Source organism: Bacteroides sp. K03 (genome assembly GCF_019734355.1).
GTDB lineage: Bacteria > Bacteroidota > Bacteroidia > Bacteroidales > Bacteroidaceae > Bacteroides > Bacteroides nordii.
In genome coordinates, this window is record NZ_JAASHC010000003.1 from 1 (window position 1) to 19214 (window position 19214).

17 protein-coding genes are annotated in these 19214 nt (G+C 43.7%); 5 read left to right on the top strand and 12 right to left on the bottom strand.

What is annotated here, in order from left to right; genetic code table 11:
- Positions 1–276 precede the first annotated feature (276 nt).
- The 5 genes from mltG to xpt all read left to right on the top strand — a co-directional run bounded on the left by mltG (position 277) and on the right by xpt (position 5826).
- Positions 277–1314, top strand: a complete 1038-nt coding sequence (gene mltG, locus HCG69_RS02645) for an endolytic transglycosylase MltG (RefSeq protein ID WP_007485032.1) — start codon at positions 277–279, stop codon at positions 1312–1314.
- A 248-nt stretch (positions 1315–1562) separates the two neighbouring features.
- Positions 1563–3155, top strand: a complete 1593-nt coding sequence (locus tag HCG69_RS02650; protein WP_221648751.1) for a thiamine pyrophosphate-dependent enzyme — start codon at positions 1563–1565, stop codon at positions 3153–3155.
- Positions 3156–3158: 3 nt separating this feature from the next.
- On the top strand, positions 3159–3743 hold the full coding sequence (locus tag HCG69_RS02655; protein WP_221648752.1) for an indolepyruvate oxidoreductase subunit beta: 585 nt from the start codon (positions 3159–3161) through the stop codon (positions 3741–3743).
- A gap of 96 nt (positions 3744–3839) precedes the next feature.
- Entirely contained in the window at positions 3840–5147 is a 1308-nt protein-coding gene (locus tag HCG69_RS02660) for a phenylacetate--CoA ligase (protein WP_221648753.1), read from the top strand.
- Positions 5148–5259: 112 nt separating this feature from the next.
- Positions 5260–5826: a xanthine phosphoribosyltransferase gene (gene xpt, locus HCG69_RS02665; protein WP_044166434.1), complete on the top strand. Its 567-nt coding sequence runs from the start codon at positions 5260–5262 to the stop codon at positions 5824–5826.
- Between the two features lie 64 nt (positions 5827–5890).
- On the opposite strand, the gene HCG69_RS02670 is transcribed toward xpt, so the two are convergent.
- From HCG69_RS02670 to HCG69_RS02725, 12 genes are all read right to left on the bottom strand, one after another.
- Entirely contained in the window at positions 5891–6658 is a 768-nt protein-coding gene (locus HCG69_RS02670) for an EFR1 family ferrodoxin (RefSeq protein WP_221648754.1), read from the bottom strand.
- 360 nt (positions 6659–7018) lie between these two features.
- Positions 7019–7369, bottom strand: coding sequence for a 50S ribosomal protein L20 (rplT, locus tag HCG69_RS02675; RefSeq protein WP_002561638.1), 351 nt, complete (start codon positions 7367–7369; stop codon positions 7019–7021).
- 99 nt (positions 7370–7468) lie between these two features.
- The gene (gene rpmI / locus HCG69_RS02680) at positions 7469–7666 is read right to left on the bottom strand and encodes a 50S ribosomal protein L35 (protein ID WP_002561639.1); all 198 of its coding nucleotides are present in this window, start codon (positions 7664–7666) and stop codon (positions 7469–7471) included.
- Between the two features lie 68 nt (positions 7667–7734).
- Positions 7735–8346 (bottom strand): translation initiation factor IF-3, encoded by a 612-nt coding sequence (infC, locus tag HCG69_RS02685; protein WP_221648755.1) that lies wholly within the window; start codon positions 8344–8346, stop codon positions 7735–7737.
- Positions 8347–8418: 72 nt separating this feature from the next.
- On the bottom strand, positions 8419–10359 hold the full coding sequence (thrS, locus tag HCG69_RS02690) for a threonine--tRNA ligase (protein WP_221648756.1): 1941 nt from the start codon (positions 10357–10359) through the stop codon (positions 8419–8421).
- Positions 10360–10523: 164 nt separating this feature from the next.
- Complete coding sequence (locus HCG69_RS02695) at positions 10524–12569, bottom strand: tetratricopeptide repeat protein (protein ID WP_221648757.1); 2046 nt, start codon at positions 12567–12569, stop codon at positions 10524–10526.
- 217 nt (positions 12570–12786) lie between these two features.
- Positions 12787–13341: a peptide deformylase gene (gene def, locus HCG69_RS02700; protein ID WP_221648758.1), complete on the bottom strand. Its 555-nt coding sequence runs from the start codon at positions 13339–13341 to the stop codon at positions 12787–12789.
- 44 nt (positions 13342–13385) lie between these two features.
- The gene (ruvX, locus tag HCG69_RS02705; RefSeq protein ID WP_002561644.1) at positions 13386–13802 is read right to left on the bottom strand and encodes a Holliday junction resolvase RuvX; all 417 of its coding nucleotides are present in this window, start codon (positions 13800–13802) and stop codon (positions 13386–13388) included.
- 120 nt (positions 13803–13922) lie between these two features.
- Positions 13923–15128, bottom strand: coding sequence for an OmpA family protein (locus tag HCG69_RS02710; protein ID WP_221648759.1), 1206 nt, complete (start codon positions 15126–15128; stop codon positions 13923–13925).
- Between the two features lie 63 nt (positions 15129–15191).
- The gene (locus HCG69_RS02715) at positions 15192–15938 is read right to left on the bottom strand and encodes a YjbH domain-containing protein (protein ID WP_002561646.1); all 747 of its coding nucleotides are present in this window, start codon (positions 15936–15938) and stop codon (positions 15192–15194) included.
- A gap of 45 nt (positions 15939–15983) precedes the next feature.
- Positions 15984–17843, bottom strand: coding sequence for a carboxypeptidase-like regulatory domain-containing protein (locus tag HCG69_RS02720; protein ID WP_221648760.1), 1860 nt, complete (start codon positions 17841–17843; stop codon positions 15984–15986).
- A gap of 10 nt (positions 17844–17853) precedes the next feature.
- The gene (locus HCG69_RS02725; RefSeq protein WP_221648761.1) at positions 17854–19098 is read right to left on the bottom strand and encodes a hypothetical protein; all 1245 of its coding nucleotides are present in this window, start codon (positions 19096–19098) and stop codon (positions 17854–17856) included.
- Positions 19099–19214: the final 116 nt, after the last annotated feature.

Below are 19214 nucleotides of genomic sequence, written 5' to 3' on the forward strand. Positions count from 1 at the left end.
CCATTTAACTTATTTAACTGTTTTTTCTTGCACAAATATTTGCGCAGGTCTTAGAATTCTGCGTTTCAATAAAGATTAAAAAACTCTGTGGAACTCTGTGGTGAAAACGCCAACGCCTTGCCTCCATCTAGCCAACGCCTTGCCTCCATGCAGCCAACGCCTTGCCTATTTTCTACAAATTCCGCTCCTCCCCTCCAAATATTTCCCCTGCAAAACCTCCGGAATTACTCGGATTCTTGTTACCTTTGACCCGTTTTTATAACGTCAACATTCCCCATGGAAAAGAAAAAGAAAAAAATCCTCATCAGCCTCCTGGCCATCCTCCTTATCGCCTGCGCAACAGCTGCCGGAACCGTTTATTATTACCTTCTGTATCCACAGTTTCATCCGGCCCGCACCGTCTACGTATACATCGACCGCGACGACACAGCCGACTCCATATATAATAAGGTGAAAACCTACGGCCATCCCACCACCCTCACCGGATTCCGCTGGCTGGCCAAATACCGGCAACTCGAAAAAACAATCCACACCGGACGATACCCCATTCGCCCCGGCGACAACGCCTACCACGTCTACAGCCGCCTCTCCCGCGGCTATCAGGAGCCCATCAACCTCACCATCGGCAGCGTTCGTACCCTCGACCGCCTGGCACGCAGCGTAGCCCGCCAACTCATGATAGACTCTGCCGAAATAGCTGCCCCCCTTTTCGACCCCGCCTTCCAGCAGCAACTGGGTTACAACCCCGAAACCATGCCCTGCCTCTTCATCCCCGAAACCTACCAAGTGTACTGGGACATGAGCGCCGACGATTTCTTTGAACGCATGCAGAAGGAACACCGGAAATTCTGGAACGCCGAACGCCTCGCCAAAGCCCAGGCCATCGGCATGAGCCCCGAAGAGGTGTGCACCCTTGCCTCCATTGTGGAAGAAGAGACGAACAACAACGCCGAAAAACCCACCGTAGCCGGACTCTACATCAACCGCCTGCACACCGGAATGCCCCTTCAGGCAGACCCTACCATCAAATTTGCCCTGCAAGACTTCGGACTGAGAAGAATCTCCAACGAAAACCTGCGCGTAGAATCGCCCTACAACACCTATACCAACACCGGACTCCCTCCCGGACCGATACGCATCCCCTCAGCCAAAGGCATAGACAGCGTACTCAACTACACCCGCCACAACTACCTGTACATGTGTGCCAAAGAAGATTTCTCGGGCACCCACAACTTTGCATCCAACTATACCGACCACATGGCAAATGCCAGAAAATACTGGAAAGCACTGAACGAAAGAAAGATTTTCAAGTAATTCTGTGATAAAATGACCGTAAAAATGTATCTTTGCCAAAGACTAGAAGTAGGCAAGCGAGTAGTAAAGTAAGTAGTTAAGTAGTTAAGCAGTCAAGTAGTCAAGTAGCAAGTAGAATAGATAAAATGAAACATTTCTACTTAACTACTTGACTGCTTAACTACTTAACTACTCGCTTTACTACTTACTTAACTACCTGACTACTAAATAAAAATAACCGTGACTAACACTAATTAAAAAACAAAGATATGAGCAAGCAACTCTTACTTGGCGACGAAGCCATTGCACAAGCTGCACTGGATGCCGGACTCTCAGGCGTGTACGCCTATCCGGGCACCCCTTCAACCGAGATAACGGAATACATCCAGATGTCTCCCATTACGAGTGAAAGAAACATACACAACCGCTGGGCAGCCAACGAAAAAACAGCCATGGAGGCCGCCCTGGGCATGTCCTTCGTTGGCAAACGCGCACTCGTCTGCATGAAACACGTAGGCATGAACGTAGCTGCCGACTGCTTCATCAACTCAGCCATCACCGGCGTAAAAGGTGGCCTGATCGTAGTAGCCGCCGACGATCCCAGCATGCACTCCTCACAGAACGAACAAGACAGCCGCTTCTATGGCGACTTCTCACTCATCCCGATGTACGAACCCAGCAACCAGCAGGAAGCCTACGACATGGTGTACAATGGATTTGAATTCTCCGAAAAAACCGGCGAACCCCTGTTGCTGCGCATGGTAACCCGCCTGGCACACTCACGTTCCGGCGTAGAACAGAAACCGCAAAAACCACAAAACGAAATCGCCTTTGCCGAAGATCCCCGCCAGTTTATCCTCCTGCCCGGCAATGCACGCAAACGCTACAAAGCACTGCTGGCCCGCCAGGACGAATTTATCCGCGCTTCCGAAGCATCACCCTACAACAAATACACCGACGGCCCCAACAAGAAACTGGGCATCATCGCCTGCGGTATCGGCTACAACTACCTCATGGAAAACTATCCGGAAGGTTGCGAATACCCCGTACTCAAAATAGGCCAATACCCACTCCCCAAAAAACAACTGATGCAGCTCGTGAAAGCCTGTGACGAAATACTCGTCCTCGAAGACGGCCAGCCTTTCGTCGAAAAACAACTCAAAGGCTATCTGGGCATCGGACTCAAAGTAAAAGGACGCCTCGACGGCACACTCTCACAAGACGGAGAACTAAACCCAGACTCCGTGGCACGTGCCGTGGGCAAAGAAAACAAATCCGAATTCAGCGTACCTTCCGTAGTCGAAATGCGCCCACCCGCCCTATGTGAAGGTTGCGGACACCGTGATATGTACATCACACTCACCCAGGTGCTGACCGAAAAATACCCCACACACAAAGTATTCAGCGACATCGGCTGCTACACACTGGGAGCCAACGCACCCTTCAACGCCATCAACTCCTGCGTAGACATGGGCGCCTCCATCACCATGGCCAAAGGTGCTGCCGACGGAGGACTTTACCCCGCCGTAGCCGTTATCGGCGACTCCACCTTCACACACTCCGGCATGACCGGACTGCTGGACTGCGTCAACGAAAATGCCGATGTAACCATCGTCATCTCCGACAACGAAACCACCGCCATGACCGGTGGACAAGACTCTGCCGGAACAGGACGCATCGAAGCCATCTGCACAGGACTGGGAGTTGACCCCGCACACATCCGCGTGATGACCCCGCTGAAAAAAAACTACGAAGAAATGAAACAGATCATACGCGAAGAACTCAACTACCACGGCGTGTCAGTCATCATCCCCCGCAGAGAGTGTATCCAAACATTAGCACGTAAAAAAAGAAACAAGTAAACCATGAAAAAAGACATCATACTATCAGGAGTAGGCGGACAGGGCATTCTGTCAATCGCCACAGTCATCGGTAAGGCAGCCCTGAAAGACGGGCTATACATGAAGCAAGCCGAAGTACACGGCATGAGCCAGCGCGGAGGAGACGTACAATCCAACCTCCGCATCAGCGACCAACCCATTGCGTCAGACCTCATCCCCTCCGGAAAGTGCGACCTCATCATCTCACTCGAACCCATGGAAGGACTACGCTACCTGCCCTACCTCAGCCCCGAAGGCTGGTTGGTGACCAACGAAACACCGTTCGTCAACATCCCCAACTATCCCGCACAGGAAGACGTACTGGCCGAAATCGGCAAACTCCCCCACAAAGTAGTGCTCAATGTAGACAAAGTAGCCAAAGAAGTAGGCTCGGCACGCGTAGCCAACATCGTATTGCTGGGAGCCACCATCCCATTCCTGGGCATCGACTACCAGAAAATACAAGACAGCATTCGTGAGATATTCCAACGCAAAGGAGAGGCCATCGTAGACATGAACCTCCAGGCACTGGAAGCCGGCAAGAAAATAGCCGAAAAATTAATCAAATAACACCAATGTGATACAACACAATGTGCCAATTGTCCGCGTCCAAACCACCGCAGCACAATTGGCACATCAACTCCATTGCTCCAATTAATAAAAACCATGAATACAACATACTGGGAAGAAGATATAGAAACCATGAGCCGCGAAAAGCTGAACGAACTACAACTGCAACGGCTCCGGAAAACAGTTTCAATAGCAGCAAATGCTCCTTATTACCAAAAGGTCTTTAAAGAACACGGCATCACCGCCCAGTCCATCCAGACACTGGACGACATCCGGAAAATACCCTTCACCACCAAAACCGACATGCGCGCCTACTACCCCTTCGGACTCGTAGCCGGCAACATGCAAAGAGATGGCGTACGCATCCACTCCTCAAGTGGAACCACCGGAAACCCCACCGTCATCGTACATTCACAGCACGACCTCGACTCCTGGGCAAACCTCGTTGCCCGCTGCCTCTACATGGTAGGCATCCGCAAAACGGATGTATTTCAAAACAGTTCCGGTTACGGTATGTTTACCGGTGGCCTCGGATTCCAGTACGGAGCCGAACGTTTGGGAGCACTCACCGTACCAGCCGCCGCAGGCAACAGCAAACGGCAGATAAAATTCATCAACGATTTCAAAACCACCGCCTTGCATGCCATTCCCAGCTACGCCATACGCCTGGCAGAAGTCTTTCAGGAAGAAGGACTGGACCCCACAGGCACCACCCTGAAAACCCTCGTCATCGGAGCCGAACCTCACACAGACGAACAACGGAGGAAAATAGAACGCATGCTGGGCGTCAAAGCCTACAACAGCTTCGGAATGACAGAAATGAACGGTCCCGGTGTAGCCTTTGAGTGCACCGAACAAAACGGCATGCACTTTTGGGAAGACTGCTATTTTGTAGAAATCATCGATCCCGAAACAGGAGAACCCGTTCCGGAAGGAGAAATCGGAGAGCTTGTACTCACCACCCTCGACCGCGAAATGATGCCCCTGCTCCGCTACCGTACCCGCGACCTCACCCGCATCCTACCCGGAAAATGCCCCTGCGGACGCACTCATCTGCGCATAGACCGCATCAAAGGACGCAGTGACGACATGTTCATTATCAAAGGAGTCAACATCTTCCCGATGCAGGTGGAAAAGATACTCGTGCAATTCCCACAATTGGGCAGCAACTACCTCATCACCCTGGAGACAGTCAACAACCAAGACGAAATGATCGTCAAAGTAGAACTGAGCGATCTCTCTACCGATAACTACATCGAACTGGAGCGCATCCGCAAAGAAATCACCCGCCAGCTTAAAGATGAAATACTGGTTACCCCCAAACTTAAATTGGTCAAAAAAGGCTCTCTCCCCCAAAGCGAAGGCAAAGCAGTAAGGGTAAAAGACCTGAGAAACAATATATAATAAATACACCAATGCGCCAATCAGGAGGCCCTCCCTCCCCAAATTGACGCATTGGCATATCAACTTCTTCAGCAAATGACACGTTGATATGTCCCCATTTTCCTTATTCATTATGCAATTATTAAAGAAAAGAATACAGCAAGACGGAAGATGCTTTGAAGGCGGTATCCTCAAAGTAGACAGCTTCATCAACCATCAGATGGACCCTGTATTAATGAAATCCATCGGAGTAGAATTTGTTCGCCGCTTCGCCGCCACCAATGTCAATAAAATCATGACCATAGAAGCCAGCGGCATTGCCCCCGCCATCATGACCGGCTATCTCATGGACCTCCCCGTTGTATTTGCCAAAAAGAAATCGCCCAAAACCATTCAGAACGCATTGAGCACCACCGTACACTCCTTCACCAAAGATCGTGACTATGAAGTAGTTATCAGCTCCGATTTCCTCACCCCCGAAGACAATGTGCTCTTTGTCGACGACTTTCTCGCCTATGGAAATGCCGCCCTCGGTGTGCTGGACCTGATCAAGCAATCGGGCGCCAATCTGGTAGGAATGGGATTCATTATAGAAAAAGCCTTTCAAAATGGCCGGAAAACACTTGAAGAGCAAGGTGTACGTGTAGAGAGCCTGGCTATCATCGAAGATTTATCAAACTGCCAGATAAAAATCAGATAACACGGCAGCGGACTACGGGGAACACTTTATATTCGGATTTTAGAAATCCGGCAGCAGCCGCCAGTCATTTTACATTCGGATTAAAGTATTGCCCCTTTTTCTTTGTGACTTTCCCATACTGCACAGCCTTCTGCGGACATACATGATAGCAAGCCAGGCAGGAAGTACAATCTGCTCCCCAAACCGGTTTCCAACCCACCATCACGATATTCAACATCGGACAAACCTTCTCACACCGCTTACAGGCAATGCAGGCATCCGTTGCATGAAATTTCCCCACTGATATGCCCTTCTTGATAAAAAGAGGATTGATCAACTTCGTCTTAATAAAAGGAAAACGCCCTTCGTTGCACTGAAAAGATTTAATCCTCTCCTCTATCATCTCTCCCACTTCGCCCACTCTCTGAACAGCATTATCCAGCTTCCGTTTCTCTACCTCTTTAGAATCTACATCAAAACCAGGAAGCAATACATAATTATTAGGCATAGTAACTGAGAATCCCGCATCACATCTCCATCCCTTTGCAGCCACTGCGTCGCAAAACACCTGCTGAGCCAGCCCGGTATCATCACCACACGAACACACAAAAAAGAAATACTGACTATGATAATTAGACAAAGATAAACTCTGCAAGAATTGGAGAACAATAGGAGGAGGCCCCCAGGAATAAATAGGAAATACGAAACCGACCTTCTCTTTATCGGCCAGCTCATAATGGGTAACTGCATTCCGCATAGCTTCCGGAATGAATATCAATTGTTCTTTCAGCACACCAGCAAGCTGCTCTGCAATCCACTTAGAGTTTCCTGTACCAGAAAAATAAAATATCATAAAGGGGAGGGGTATAAAAAAGCCGCACCGACGATGTGATGAAACTCTGATAGAACAAGATTTGAGTGCTCGCCCTCTTTGTAATCCACCGGCATTAAGCTGTCCCGAAGGATGTGGCCCGCCATTGAGAGCTGAAGCGTTCTCGGTTTATCAGATTAATTTGAAGAGTTTCCCGATCAAGTCGATACGGCTAATATTTTAACTACACAAATGTAACAACTTTGTATGAGATAAACAAGGAAAAGCAGCTTTTTGTTTACCCTCAAAATAACTTTTTCTCCCGTCCGGAGGGAGTTCCGGAAAAGAAAAATGCCGGTTGCTTTACAGCAACCGGCACCTATAATTCTTACACTGTGTAACTTAAGCAGCTTTTGCTTTAGCAACTACAGCCTTGAAAGCTTCCGGATGATTTACTGCTAAATCAGCCAAAACCTTGCGGTTTATTTCGATACCGGCTTTGTGCAAACCGCCCATCAACTTAGAATATGACATTCCTTCAAGACGTGCAGCAGCATTGATACGTTGTATCCAAAGAGCGCGGAAGTTTCTTTTCTTATTTCTACGGTCACGGAACGCGTATGTCAAACCCTTCTCCCAAGTGTTTTTAGCTACGGTCCAAACATTTTTTCTTGCACCAAAGTAACCTCTGGTCAATTTCAAAATTTTCTTTCTTCTTGCTTTTGAAGCAACATGATTTACTGATCTTGGCATAGTTTTACTCTTTTTTGAATGTTAGCGCCGTTACTTCACGTAGCGAACTTTAAGCTAATGCATTCGGTTAATACTTTAATAATACTTTTACGCTTTTGATTACTTCATAGCTAAGAGTTCCTTAACCTGGCTTACATTTGTTGCATCAACAGTTGTAGAGTAGCACAGATTTCTTTTTCTCTTCTTAGTTTTCTTAGTCAAAATATGACTGTGAAAAGCGTGCTTTCTTTTGATTTTACCTGTTCCGGTAAGGGTAAACCTTTTTTTAGAACCGGAGTTAGTCTTCATCTTTGGCATCTTACTTGATTTTAAATTATTAAATTATATGGCAACGCACTATACCTGGCGCGTTACGCATTTCTTTCTTATTCTTCAGTTGACTCTTCACTTGCTTTCGGAACTGCAACTTTAGGCGCAGCTACCTTAGGAGCAACGGGCTTCTTAGGAGCACCTTCTTTCTTCTTCGGAGAAAGCTGAATAATCATGCGCTTCCCTTCCAAAACAGGCAACTGATCTACTTTTGCATAATCTTCCAGATCATTGGCAAAACGCAATAACAACACCTCACCTTGTTCTTTGAAAAGAATAGAACGTCCTTTAAAGAATACATAAGCTTTCACTTTGTCACCATCTTCCAAAAATCCTTTTGCATGCTTCAACTTAAAGTTATAATCATGGTCATCTGTCTGAGGTCCGAAACGTATCTCTTTTACGTTCACCTTCACTTGCTTAGCCTTTTGTTCCTTCTGACGCTTCTTTTGCTGGTAAAGAAATTTAGAGTAGTCAATAATACGACAAACAGGGGGTTCTGCATTAGGTGAAATTTCTACCAGGTCAAGTTCTTTTTCTTCAGCCATCTTCAAGGCCTGGAAAATAGGATATACCTTAGGTTCTATATCATCGCTTACGATGCGTACTTCTTTGGCTCGAATCTGTTCGTTGATTCTGTACTGCCCTTTTAAGCTGTCGTTCTTCATCAAATAACGTTTACTTCCGGGTTGTTTTTTATTGTCTACCAATTTATTTTAATTTATTAATTGCGCGCAAAGTTACCACTTATTTATCATATTCTGAACTTCTTCGTTCAAAATTTTAGCAAATTCTTCAAATTTCATAGTCCCTTTATCGCCTTCACCTTGTCTGCGAACTGAAACTTCACCGTTTTCGGCCTCTTTCTCACCCACAATCAGCATGTAAGGAATACGTTTCATTTCATTATCGCGTATCTTACGACCGATCTTTTCATTACGATCGTCAACAATCGCACGGACTTCATGTGTTCTCAGATACATCTTTACCTGCTCAGCATAGTCATTGAACTTTTCACTGATCGGCAGAATGGCTACCTGATCGGGTGTCAGCCACAACGGGAATTTTCCGGCTGTATGCTCAATAAGCACTGCCACAAAGCGTTCCATCGATCCGAAAGGAGCACGATGAATCATTACCGGACGATGTTTCTGGTTATCAGATCCCATGTATTCGAGTTCAAAACGCTCCGGCAGGTTGTAGTCTACCTGGATTGTTCCCAACTGCCAGCGACGACCGATGGCATCTTTCACCATAAAATCAAGCTTAGGACCATAGAAAGCAGCCTCTCCATATTCTATTTTAGCCTTCAAACCTTTTTCTTCACAGGCTTCAATGATGGCTTGCTCTGCCTTTTCCCAGTTCTCATCACTACCGATATATTTCTCACGGTTAACCTTGTCACGCAGAGAAATCTGAGCTTCAAAGTTAGTAAAGTCCATTGAACGGAACACAATAGAGATAATATCCATTACGCGAAGGAATTCACCCTTCACCTGATCCGGACGACAGAATATGTGTGCATCATCCTGTGTAAAACTACGTACACGAGTCAAACCGTGAAGTTCACCGCTTTGTTCGTAGCGGCATACCGTACCAAACTCTGCAAGACGCAAAGGAAGGTCTTTGTACGAACGCGGGAAATTCTTATAAATCTCGCAATGATGCGGACAGTTCATTGGTTTCAAGAAGTACTCTTCACCTTCTTCGGGAGTATGTATCGGCTGGAAAGCATCTTTACCATATTTGGCATAGTGTCCGGAAGTTACATACAACAATTTATTACCGATAGGCGGAGTTATCACTTCCTGATAATCATAACGGGTCTGGATACGACGCAAGAACTCTTGCAGGCGCAAACGAAGTGCAGTTCCCTTTGGCAACCACATCGGAAGTCCCTTACCCACTGTATCAGAGAACATAAAAAGCTGCATCTCCTTACCAATCTTACGATGATCGCGCTTTTTAGCTTCTTCCATCAGCGTCAGGTATTCATCCAGCATTTTCTTTTTCGGGAAAGTAATACCATAAATACGAGTCAGCATCTTACGGTCTTCATGGCCACGCCAGTATGCACCTGCCACAGAAGTCAGTTTGATAGCCTTGATCGGAGCAGTAGTCAGCAAGTGAGGACCACGGCAAAGATCAGTAAAAGCTCCTTGCGTATAGGTAGTAATATGACCATCTTCCAATTCGGATATCAATTCGCATTTGTAGGTTTCACCACGATCACCAAACATTTTCAAAGCATCGGTTTTTGCAATGTCTGCACGAACCACAGCCTCTTTCTTTGCCACCAACTCTGCCATTTTAGCTTCAATAGCCGGCAGATCAGCTTCTTTGATCACAGCTTCACCCGGATCAACATCATAGTAAAAACCATTCTCAATAGCCGGCCCAATACCAAACTGTATGCCTGGATAAAGTTCCTGCAATGCCTCTGCCAGCAAGTGAGCACTTGTATGCCAGAAAGCATGTTTACCTTCCTCGTCCTCCCATTTATAAAGTACGATAGAAGCATCTTCATTAATAGGGCGACCTAAATCATAAATTTCACCGTTCACGCCACAAGCCAGTACTTCCTGTGCCAGTCGCGAACTGATACTTTCTGCAATTTGCAAACCGTTCACTCCCTCGTTATATTCACGAACAGAGCCATCGGGAAATGTTATCTTTATCATAATGTGATGTTATATTTTTCTTTTTAGCACGCAAAGATAGTGCAAACCGAGAGCAGAATAAAATGAACGAGTTCATTTTTTATGCCAAGGTGCAGCTTTACTTCACTTTTTGGTGCAAAAATAGCTAAATCTTTTTGAGTTTTCTATTATTTATAAAAAAAATGTTATTCCATCTGATCGGTGAAACGTTTAATAATATTGTATGCCGAAACAATCCCCAGTTCACCAGCCTTACTCAAATCTGTAATTCCTTGCTTATTATTACCCAGGAAAATATGGGTCAATCCACGGTTATAATACGCATCTGCAAAATCGTGATTCAACTCGATGGCTTTGTCATAATCGACCAATGCAGAACGATAATCTTTCAACATTGCCGACACATTAGCACGATTGTAGTAAGCATAAACGAAATCGGGTGCCAAAGCAATCACACGGTTTAAGTCTGCTATTACCGCATCATAATCTACCGCACCGATCTCCTTATGAGACGAATCGATGCCCTGTTTGGCACTTGTAGCTTCTTCGGCTTTTTGATACTCCAACTGCTTACAGCGCACCAAAGCTCTCATAAAGTAAGCAGGGAAGAATGTATCGTCCAGCAAGATGGCTTGTGTCAGGTCGTCAACCGAGCTTGTAAAATCCTGTACAAGATAAAAATCGAGCGCACGGGCAAAACGTTTCGCAGCACTCTTCTCATCTTCCACAATGGCAGAAGTATGGGCATCGATCAATGCAAAATGGAACTTAACCTGCTCTTCGGTCAACGGCGCTTCCATATTAGTAAGACGCAGACGCTTCGGGAATATACCCGTCTGGTTCAGTTCGTCAATGTAAGTATGATAGTTCACAGAACGCTTCACATCACTCATCTTCTCATAATAAGTAAGTGCAAACATCGGTTCGGGCTTGATATTCACGTTACGATCCTGTACCCTACCCCGGTAATCGCTCTTGTACTGCCGTTCCTGTTCAGAATCGTCTGCTATCACTATCTTACGATAGTTATTCATATTTTTATCCGACTTCTTACGTGTCTTGCCTTCGTCTTCTTCATCTTCATTATTCTCAGCCTTATCATCTTTATTATTTTGTGCCACATCTTTATTTGACACACCACCATTCTGACGATCGAGCTGCATTTTCATAATTTTGAAATCATCCGCTTCGGCTCCTTTGCGGTCTCCTATTTTCTTTCTGGCTTCAGCACGCTGATAATAACCTGCCAGGAAGTTAGGATACTGATCAATAACTGTAGTATAATCCTTGATCGCTCCCCGGTAATCTCCCGTTTGTGCACGCAACAATCCACGGTTAAAGGTAGCCATCATATTATCCGGTTCTATTTCAAGCACAAAGTTAAAATCTTCAATAGCACGGTTGTCATCTCCCACTTGTGCACGCAGCAAACCACGGTTATAATGCCCGATAAAATTGTTTGGATCTATATCCAAAGCGAGGTCATAGTCGCTCATGGCCCCTCTCAGATTGTTCTGATGAAAACGAGCCAAAGCACGATTAATATAATTCCCGGCATTCCGGGCACTCAAACGAATAGCCTGGTTGAAATCGGACTCAGCCTCTGCATACTTGGATTGTTGTAACTGTACAATAGCCCGTGACGACCATGCATCCGGATCGTATTTATCCAGCTCGATAGCTGTATTAAAATCATTCAATGCCCTAATAGTATCCTGCTGTTTTAAAGCCACTTCACCACGCATGAGATAGGCTCGTGTATATTTGGGAGATATGGCCAATAATTTACCCAAATCTTCTTCTGCAGCTTTATAATCTTTTTTCTGAATATGGCATAAAGTCAGATTGTGCCATAACGTAACATTCTCCGGTGCATAAAACAGGGCTTTCTGATAATCTTCAATCGCACCATCATACTTATTCTGCCGGATACGGGCCAACCCTCGAATCTGGTAAGCTCCCACAACAAAAGGATTACGCTCGATAGCTTTATCACAATCAGCCTCCGCACCCTGAAAATCATCCAGATTTATTTTAGCCAAGCCTCTGAAAAAATAAGGCTCGTACAAATAAGGTTTCGCATTGATTACCTGATTAAAGTATTGGATAGAGAGCACATAGTCTTCAAAATAAAGCGCATTACGGGCAATCATCATTACCCGCTCTGTATTTATTTGAGCATACACCAGCGTAGGCAGTAGCATGAGTGCTACTAATATCTTTTTTATCATTGGCCTTTGAATACTACTTAATAAGTGAAGCAAAAGTAATGCTTTTCGGCTATTAAACAGGGATATCGGTTAACTTTTTATATTTTTTGAGTATTTAGCCAAGAAGATTTACGATTTGACGATTTACAATTTACGATTAAAGTTACTTTTTTTTATAAATAAAACATTTATCAATCGTAAATAGTAAATCGTCAAATCGTCCAATCGTAAATCCCCCTCACTTCACTTGTTTCATCTTATATGAGCTACGGGCTTTTCCCTTCAGCATTGTATTCAGTTTTCCCTTTATCATCTGTTTGCGAAGCGGAGAAATGTGATCAATAAACATTTTACCATCCAGATGATCGAACTCGTGCTGCATCACACGGGCCAGGTATCCTTCTACCACCTCATCGTGTTCAACGAAATCCTCGTCCATATACTTCACACGTATACGATCTCCTCTTTTCACTGTTTCATGAATACCCGGAAGGCTGAGGCAGCCCTCCTCCATTGCTACTTCATCTCCTCCCACTTCAAGGATGTGAGGGTTAATATAAGCACGATTAAAATCTTTAAACTCCGGATAATCTTCTGATAACGGATCCAGTGTAATGGTTACAACCCGGATAGGAAGTCCGATTTGAGGGGCAGCAAGACCAACTCCATCGGCATGGACCATTGTTTCAAACATATTCTCTATCAGCTTCTTCAGCTCCGGATAATCGGGCGTAATATCTTCGGCCACCTTTCTTAATACAGGCTGGCCGTATGTGTAAATTGGTAAAATCATATTTCTTTCTTATTCCTTATTTATATTATACGGTTGTCTCTTTACTAAAAACGTTTACTTTCGAGATATGTTTGCAAGATAATAGTAGCACTGATTTCATCTACCAAAGCCTTATTCTGACGATCTTTCTTTTTCAACCCGGCTTCCAGCATCGTGCGATGTGCCAACACAGAAGTAAAGCGTTCGTCTACAAACTCAACAGGCATTTCCGGTATTTTTTTCTTCAGCAAACGGACAAAAGGTTCAATATACTTCATGTTTTCAGAAACTTCATTATTCATCTGTTTGGGCAAACCAATAATGATGCGTTCTACCGGTTCTTTTTGTACATAACCAGCTATAAAGTCCAGTAACTCATGCGTAGGCACAGTTGTCAGACCATTTGCGATAATCTGCATTGTATCGCTAACAGCAAGTCCTGTACGTTTCCTACCATAATCTATTGCTAATATTCTACTCATAATTGGGGTACAAAAATACGATTATTATTTTGATTACATCCCATGAGGTACAAAAAAAAGGACGTCTGTTGCAGACGTCCTTTCTTTCATTCAAAGCTTTCGCTCTATAGAACCCATATTTTATTCCAGAATCACTACACGGTTCAGGAAGTTCTTACCGAACATATTGGCAGTTCCACCGAAGCCAACCAATTCAAGCTGATCTTTGCTTACGCCTTCTTTAACAAGTGCATCGTAAACGGCCTGAGCACGTGCTTCAGACAGTTTCTGATTCCACTTAGAGCTACCGGTTGCCTTGTCTGCATATCCGGCAATCTTGTATTTCTTATCCGGATTAGCCTTCAGGATCTTAGCTGCCAACTGGATGTTAACCATGCCATAGTCGTCAATCTTAGACTTGCCAATCTGGAAGAAAATAGCACGAGGACCAGCCACTTCTACTTCCTTCACAACTTCCTTAGTCACAGGTTTCACGTTAGCCAATGCATTCTTTGCATCTGCCAGATCCGTCTGAGCCTGTGCCAGTTCGTCGCGATATCTGTTCAATTCATCATTGATAGCGCTCTGATCTACTTTACCTCCTGCAACAAATTTCTTACCGCCGAATGTATAAGTGAAACCAGCAGTTAAGTGCAGATAACCATCTGTACTTGCACTACTATATGCACCCAAAATAGCAGGAGTCACCTGTCCACGAGCTTCTATATCAATAGCCCATTTAGGATTGATATTAAACTTAGCTCCCAAACCAACACTTGCTCCTACAAGACAACGCAACTCATGATCATTCGGAGTAGTCTTTGCAGGATCTATCTTAGTTTCATACAAAAGACTTCCGTCAGGTTGAGCTACGCCTTCGCCGGTTGTATAACCAGGCTTCCAGCCATCATAGTTCTTCACGATGTTCATAGACGGACCAACAAAAAGCATTCCTTCGAATACACGTCCGGGCTTGTAACCACAAAACAAGTTGGTCAGGTTCAACATTCCGTCCAGGTTAATACCAACATAGTTTTCCTTACGTTCTACCTTGTTACCCGTTTGCAAAAACGGATATGCAGTAAACTGTTTGGATTGCCATCCATAAACCTGTCCACGAAATCCCCAGATAGGATTGATAAATTTACCCACCGATACATTGATCAGCGGAGTAATGGATTTGCTAAATTTGGAATCCGGATTGGTTGAAGCCTGTGCTCCCACTCCAACGCTCACAAAGATATTGTCCTTCCAGTTTTCACTGTAGTACTTCTCTTTTTCCTGAGCAGACACCGAAGCAGCAGTTCCCGCCAACAATAAAGATAATATTACTAACTTATTTTTCATTGTTTTTTGTTTTTAATATTCAACTCTTTTTATTCTTATTCACTTTCATTCCTTGCAACAGCCTTATTTCAGGCAAAACCTGAACATCAACCCACCAGTGAAATACTTCATTTTCTGAAACTCCACCTGCGCATGCAAATGATTGAACAGCAAATAGGTGGCACCCAGTGCAAAATCCTTCGAATCATATTCGGCAATTAACCGCAACTGCGGATGAAAAGACGGATTGTATGTAATACCTGCCGCAATTCCATTTAAATGGTAATCTTTTCTCCTATTATATAAATAAGAGAGGTGTACCCCGATTGTCTCTTTCCCCAGTTGAATGTGCTTAGTTGCAGCTAAATAAAAACGGCTGTAATATCCATTTCCACCCGTAGGAGCTACCACTTCACCAGAAGATGTGAACGGATCCGAAGTTCCTATCACCACAGCCGGTGTGTATTTCCAAAACTGGCCTTCCTTTAAAGCACGCAACCGGATTGAGAAATACCGATCCTGATTCGTAAACCCTGTATAACCATAAGGTTTTAGTCCCAATGCTTCGGCTTTGAAAAGTGTACAGGTATACGCTACTTCCAGCCAGGGCATTATAGTTACATTCAGGTAATAATTGTACGTGTGGTAATACCACTTAGGAGGAGTTATCTCCTTATTCATAAAATTGGCACCCAGCATTACTGTTTTATCTTTCTGCATCTCTGCCGAAGGAGCATGCAGCAATCCTGTGGTTCCATAGGTTAATTGAGCTGAAAGCATAACAGGTATACTAACAAGTAATAAAATAATATAAATACGTTTTCTACCCATTTTAAGATATCCCTATTTATGCTTTCAGTTCAAACTTTAGCCTCTTTATTCAGCGTCAATGATACCACCACCAGAAAGGTTGTCACCACCGTGAGAGTGTCCGTGACCATAATAAGTCAATATCGGATTCGTCAGTTCTGTCTTAACAGCAGTTTTCGTATTGATAACTACGTTCTTTCCGTTAACTGTGAAGGTAAAGCTTTCCAGTTTATAAGTACGTGCTCTGTCATATGATACGAAAGCTGTACGTCCTGCTAATTCGAAATCCTGAGTTTGTTCATATTCAGTAATACCTGTATTGCTCAAACCAAGTGCCAACAGACGGCTTTCAACCATTTCAGCAATTTTCTGTATAGCCATTGTATTTGTAAATCCGGCTTTCTTCACTGCATCAACGATAGATGTCTCGAACTCAGTTCCGATTACAGCCTGCATTTTCACTTTCACAGTAATCTTGTCATCTGCATCATTTTTCTTGTTCACTTCAATTGTCTTAGTATCTACATCTGTTGTTGAAGGAGCTTCTACTGTAGTCATTTTTGCATCTGCCTTGAAGGTAGAGAAGTGTTTTACATTCATTGTATAAGTAGAAGTACCAGTAGTTACAGAACCGCCCTTAGTATCTTCAACCCAGTTGTCACCTTCCTTATACATCAAAGTCAAATCACCCAGTTCTGTTCCGTAGATATCTTTGAATGCAATCTTGATAGGTTCTGAGAATACAGTTCCAGCAGGTGTACCCTCATAAACACGAAGTGCAGTTTCGTCTTCCAGTTCTTCTGCAACTTTACGCTGAATAGAAATAGGTTCTGCAATAGGAGTACCATCGATTGTAGCAATAATATTATTGTCTACGATAATTGTACCACCATCAGTTACTGTACTACCAGCAACCAGTTTGCCATCTTCGCCTACTCCCACTTCTGTTGAAGGAGAAGAGGTAGCAGAAGTATCAATATTGGCAGTACCTGTAGTTTTACCCGGTGCAAATGCAGCACGGCCATATCTTTCTACACCAGCTTCATCCAAATAAGTATAAACAACAGCAAATTCATGACCTTCAGCATCAGCTTTCGGAAGAGTATACTTAATTGTATGGTAACCAGCCATAGTAGCTACTACCTCGCCATCAACTGTCAGGCTTGCGCTCTGTACATTGAAAAGATTTCCACTAAGATCAGTGAAATGATATGAGTAAGTAACATTTTCTACCGGAGCAACTTTCTCAGTCAGATAAGCTACAAATACTTTCTTCAGGTTTCCTTCAAAATCAGCAGGTACAACTACTTCATCCAAAGTTACAATTGAAGTGTACACATCATATTTGTTCTGATCAGCAGGAGTAACCACTAATTTGTAAGCGCCAGCAGCCACATTTTGCATAGCAACTTCTGTAGCTCCAGTTACATCATATAATTTAGCTGTAGCTGCAACAGAAACATTATCTTCAGAGAATGCAATAGCAGATACATCATATTTAGCTACTTTGCTAACAGGAGGTACTGTAGTTGACACCATGCTGATAATCTGTGAATACACAGCAGATTGTCCGGCAGCAATAGCATTGATCGTTACAATTTTTGAAACTGGTTTATAACCGTCTTTAGTCACAGAAATAGTAACATCACCCGGTGCTACAGTAGCTGTAAATGAGTTACTCTTTGCGGTGAAAGCAGTGCTTGGAGTTACTGTAATAGTAGCACCATCAATAGCTTCTCCTGTTTTACCATCAATAACAGTACCATTCAACGTATAGGTTGCTGCAGGCAAAGTTGTTTCACCAGTAGGTCCTTCTACATCCAATCCGTCATCCTTATAGCATCCGGTCAGTAAAGCTCCGGAGACCATTACTGCAAATAATGCCGTTTTAGCATTAAAGCTTCTAAAAAAACTTTTCTTTTTCATCTCAATAAAATTAAAAATTTAGTAATTCTGATTTAATAAAATATGGGTTAAAACTATTATTATTCATTATGTTATCATCCGGTGAACTTCTGTATCCTTTATAATAATACCGCTCATTTCCTGCATTATAGGCTATTCCCATGTTCTTCGACGGAGTCACACGTGGGATATATCCCTTTCGTTTATATTTATAAGGTGGAAGAGCAATCTGGAAACGAAATCCCCCATTTGCTCTTACACCTTCTGCTTTCATTGCAAAAAAGCCAATAGAAGTGTAACGGAAATGACGAGTCACATCAACTCTCACTCCTCTTTCTCCCAATATATATTGCTCGGCCTTCACAGTGGTCTGCAAATTAAACTGGGGCCAATAAAAACTGCCCCCAATACTCCACGTTAGCCTTTGTTTACTTCCATATACATACTCAAAACCATCCCAATAATAAGTCCCGGTTGTCCCTATCCGTCCCTCTACGCTAAAACGTTCATCCTTGAACGGATGAAACAACTTCAAATCAGCCCCATATCTCCCGGCATTAAAAGTACCAACTGCCAACGTACCCCATATGTTATAAGGCAGCCGAACAGTTTGTTGCAGAGTAAGAAATCCCGGGTGTACTTTACCCGCACGCGATCCATACCCGTCATTATATACAGGAATCACCATTTGCGCAGTCAACTTCATCCCTTTCCAAAACGAAACTTCAATAGCCGGAGACAAATTAAACAGCACTTGATAAATCTGAGTTATTACCAAATTCTTTAATGACAACTCCGGATATACTGTAATATCTACCTTAAACAAAGAGCTATTTAATTTCTTTCCTTTAACCTGTTTTCTCCAGTTTTTTCCAAGATCATAGCTAACTTCCCAATCTTTCCGATCAGCCTCAGAGATACTATCAGTAATCGTTGGCTGATAATACAATGATATCTGAGGAACATTATTGTCCAAAAAAATTAACCGACATGGCTTATTCTGTGGTAAACCCATCCTTTGAACAACGTCAACAGCTTTACCAATTCCTACTCCATTCAAGCGATAGGCTGTATTCTCCATCACATAAACACGTTCTTTGTCATCTTCATGCCAACCTACATTCTCAAACCCCATCCCAACTAAAGTGTTAACAGTTTCTTCTCCTGTTTGGCTCATTCCCTTTGAGGAAAGCAAACAGAATAAAAAGATCGCTACACAGCGTGTTATATCGCTATTATTTAGGCCTTTCCACATGTAAGAGACTTTATATCCCATTCTTTAGTTTTATCTTAGCGTCATCTTTATGATGCGAAATACGACGCAAAAATAGGTACATTTTTAATAATACCAAAGAATTTTACACGAAAAATCAAAATATTGTATTATATTTT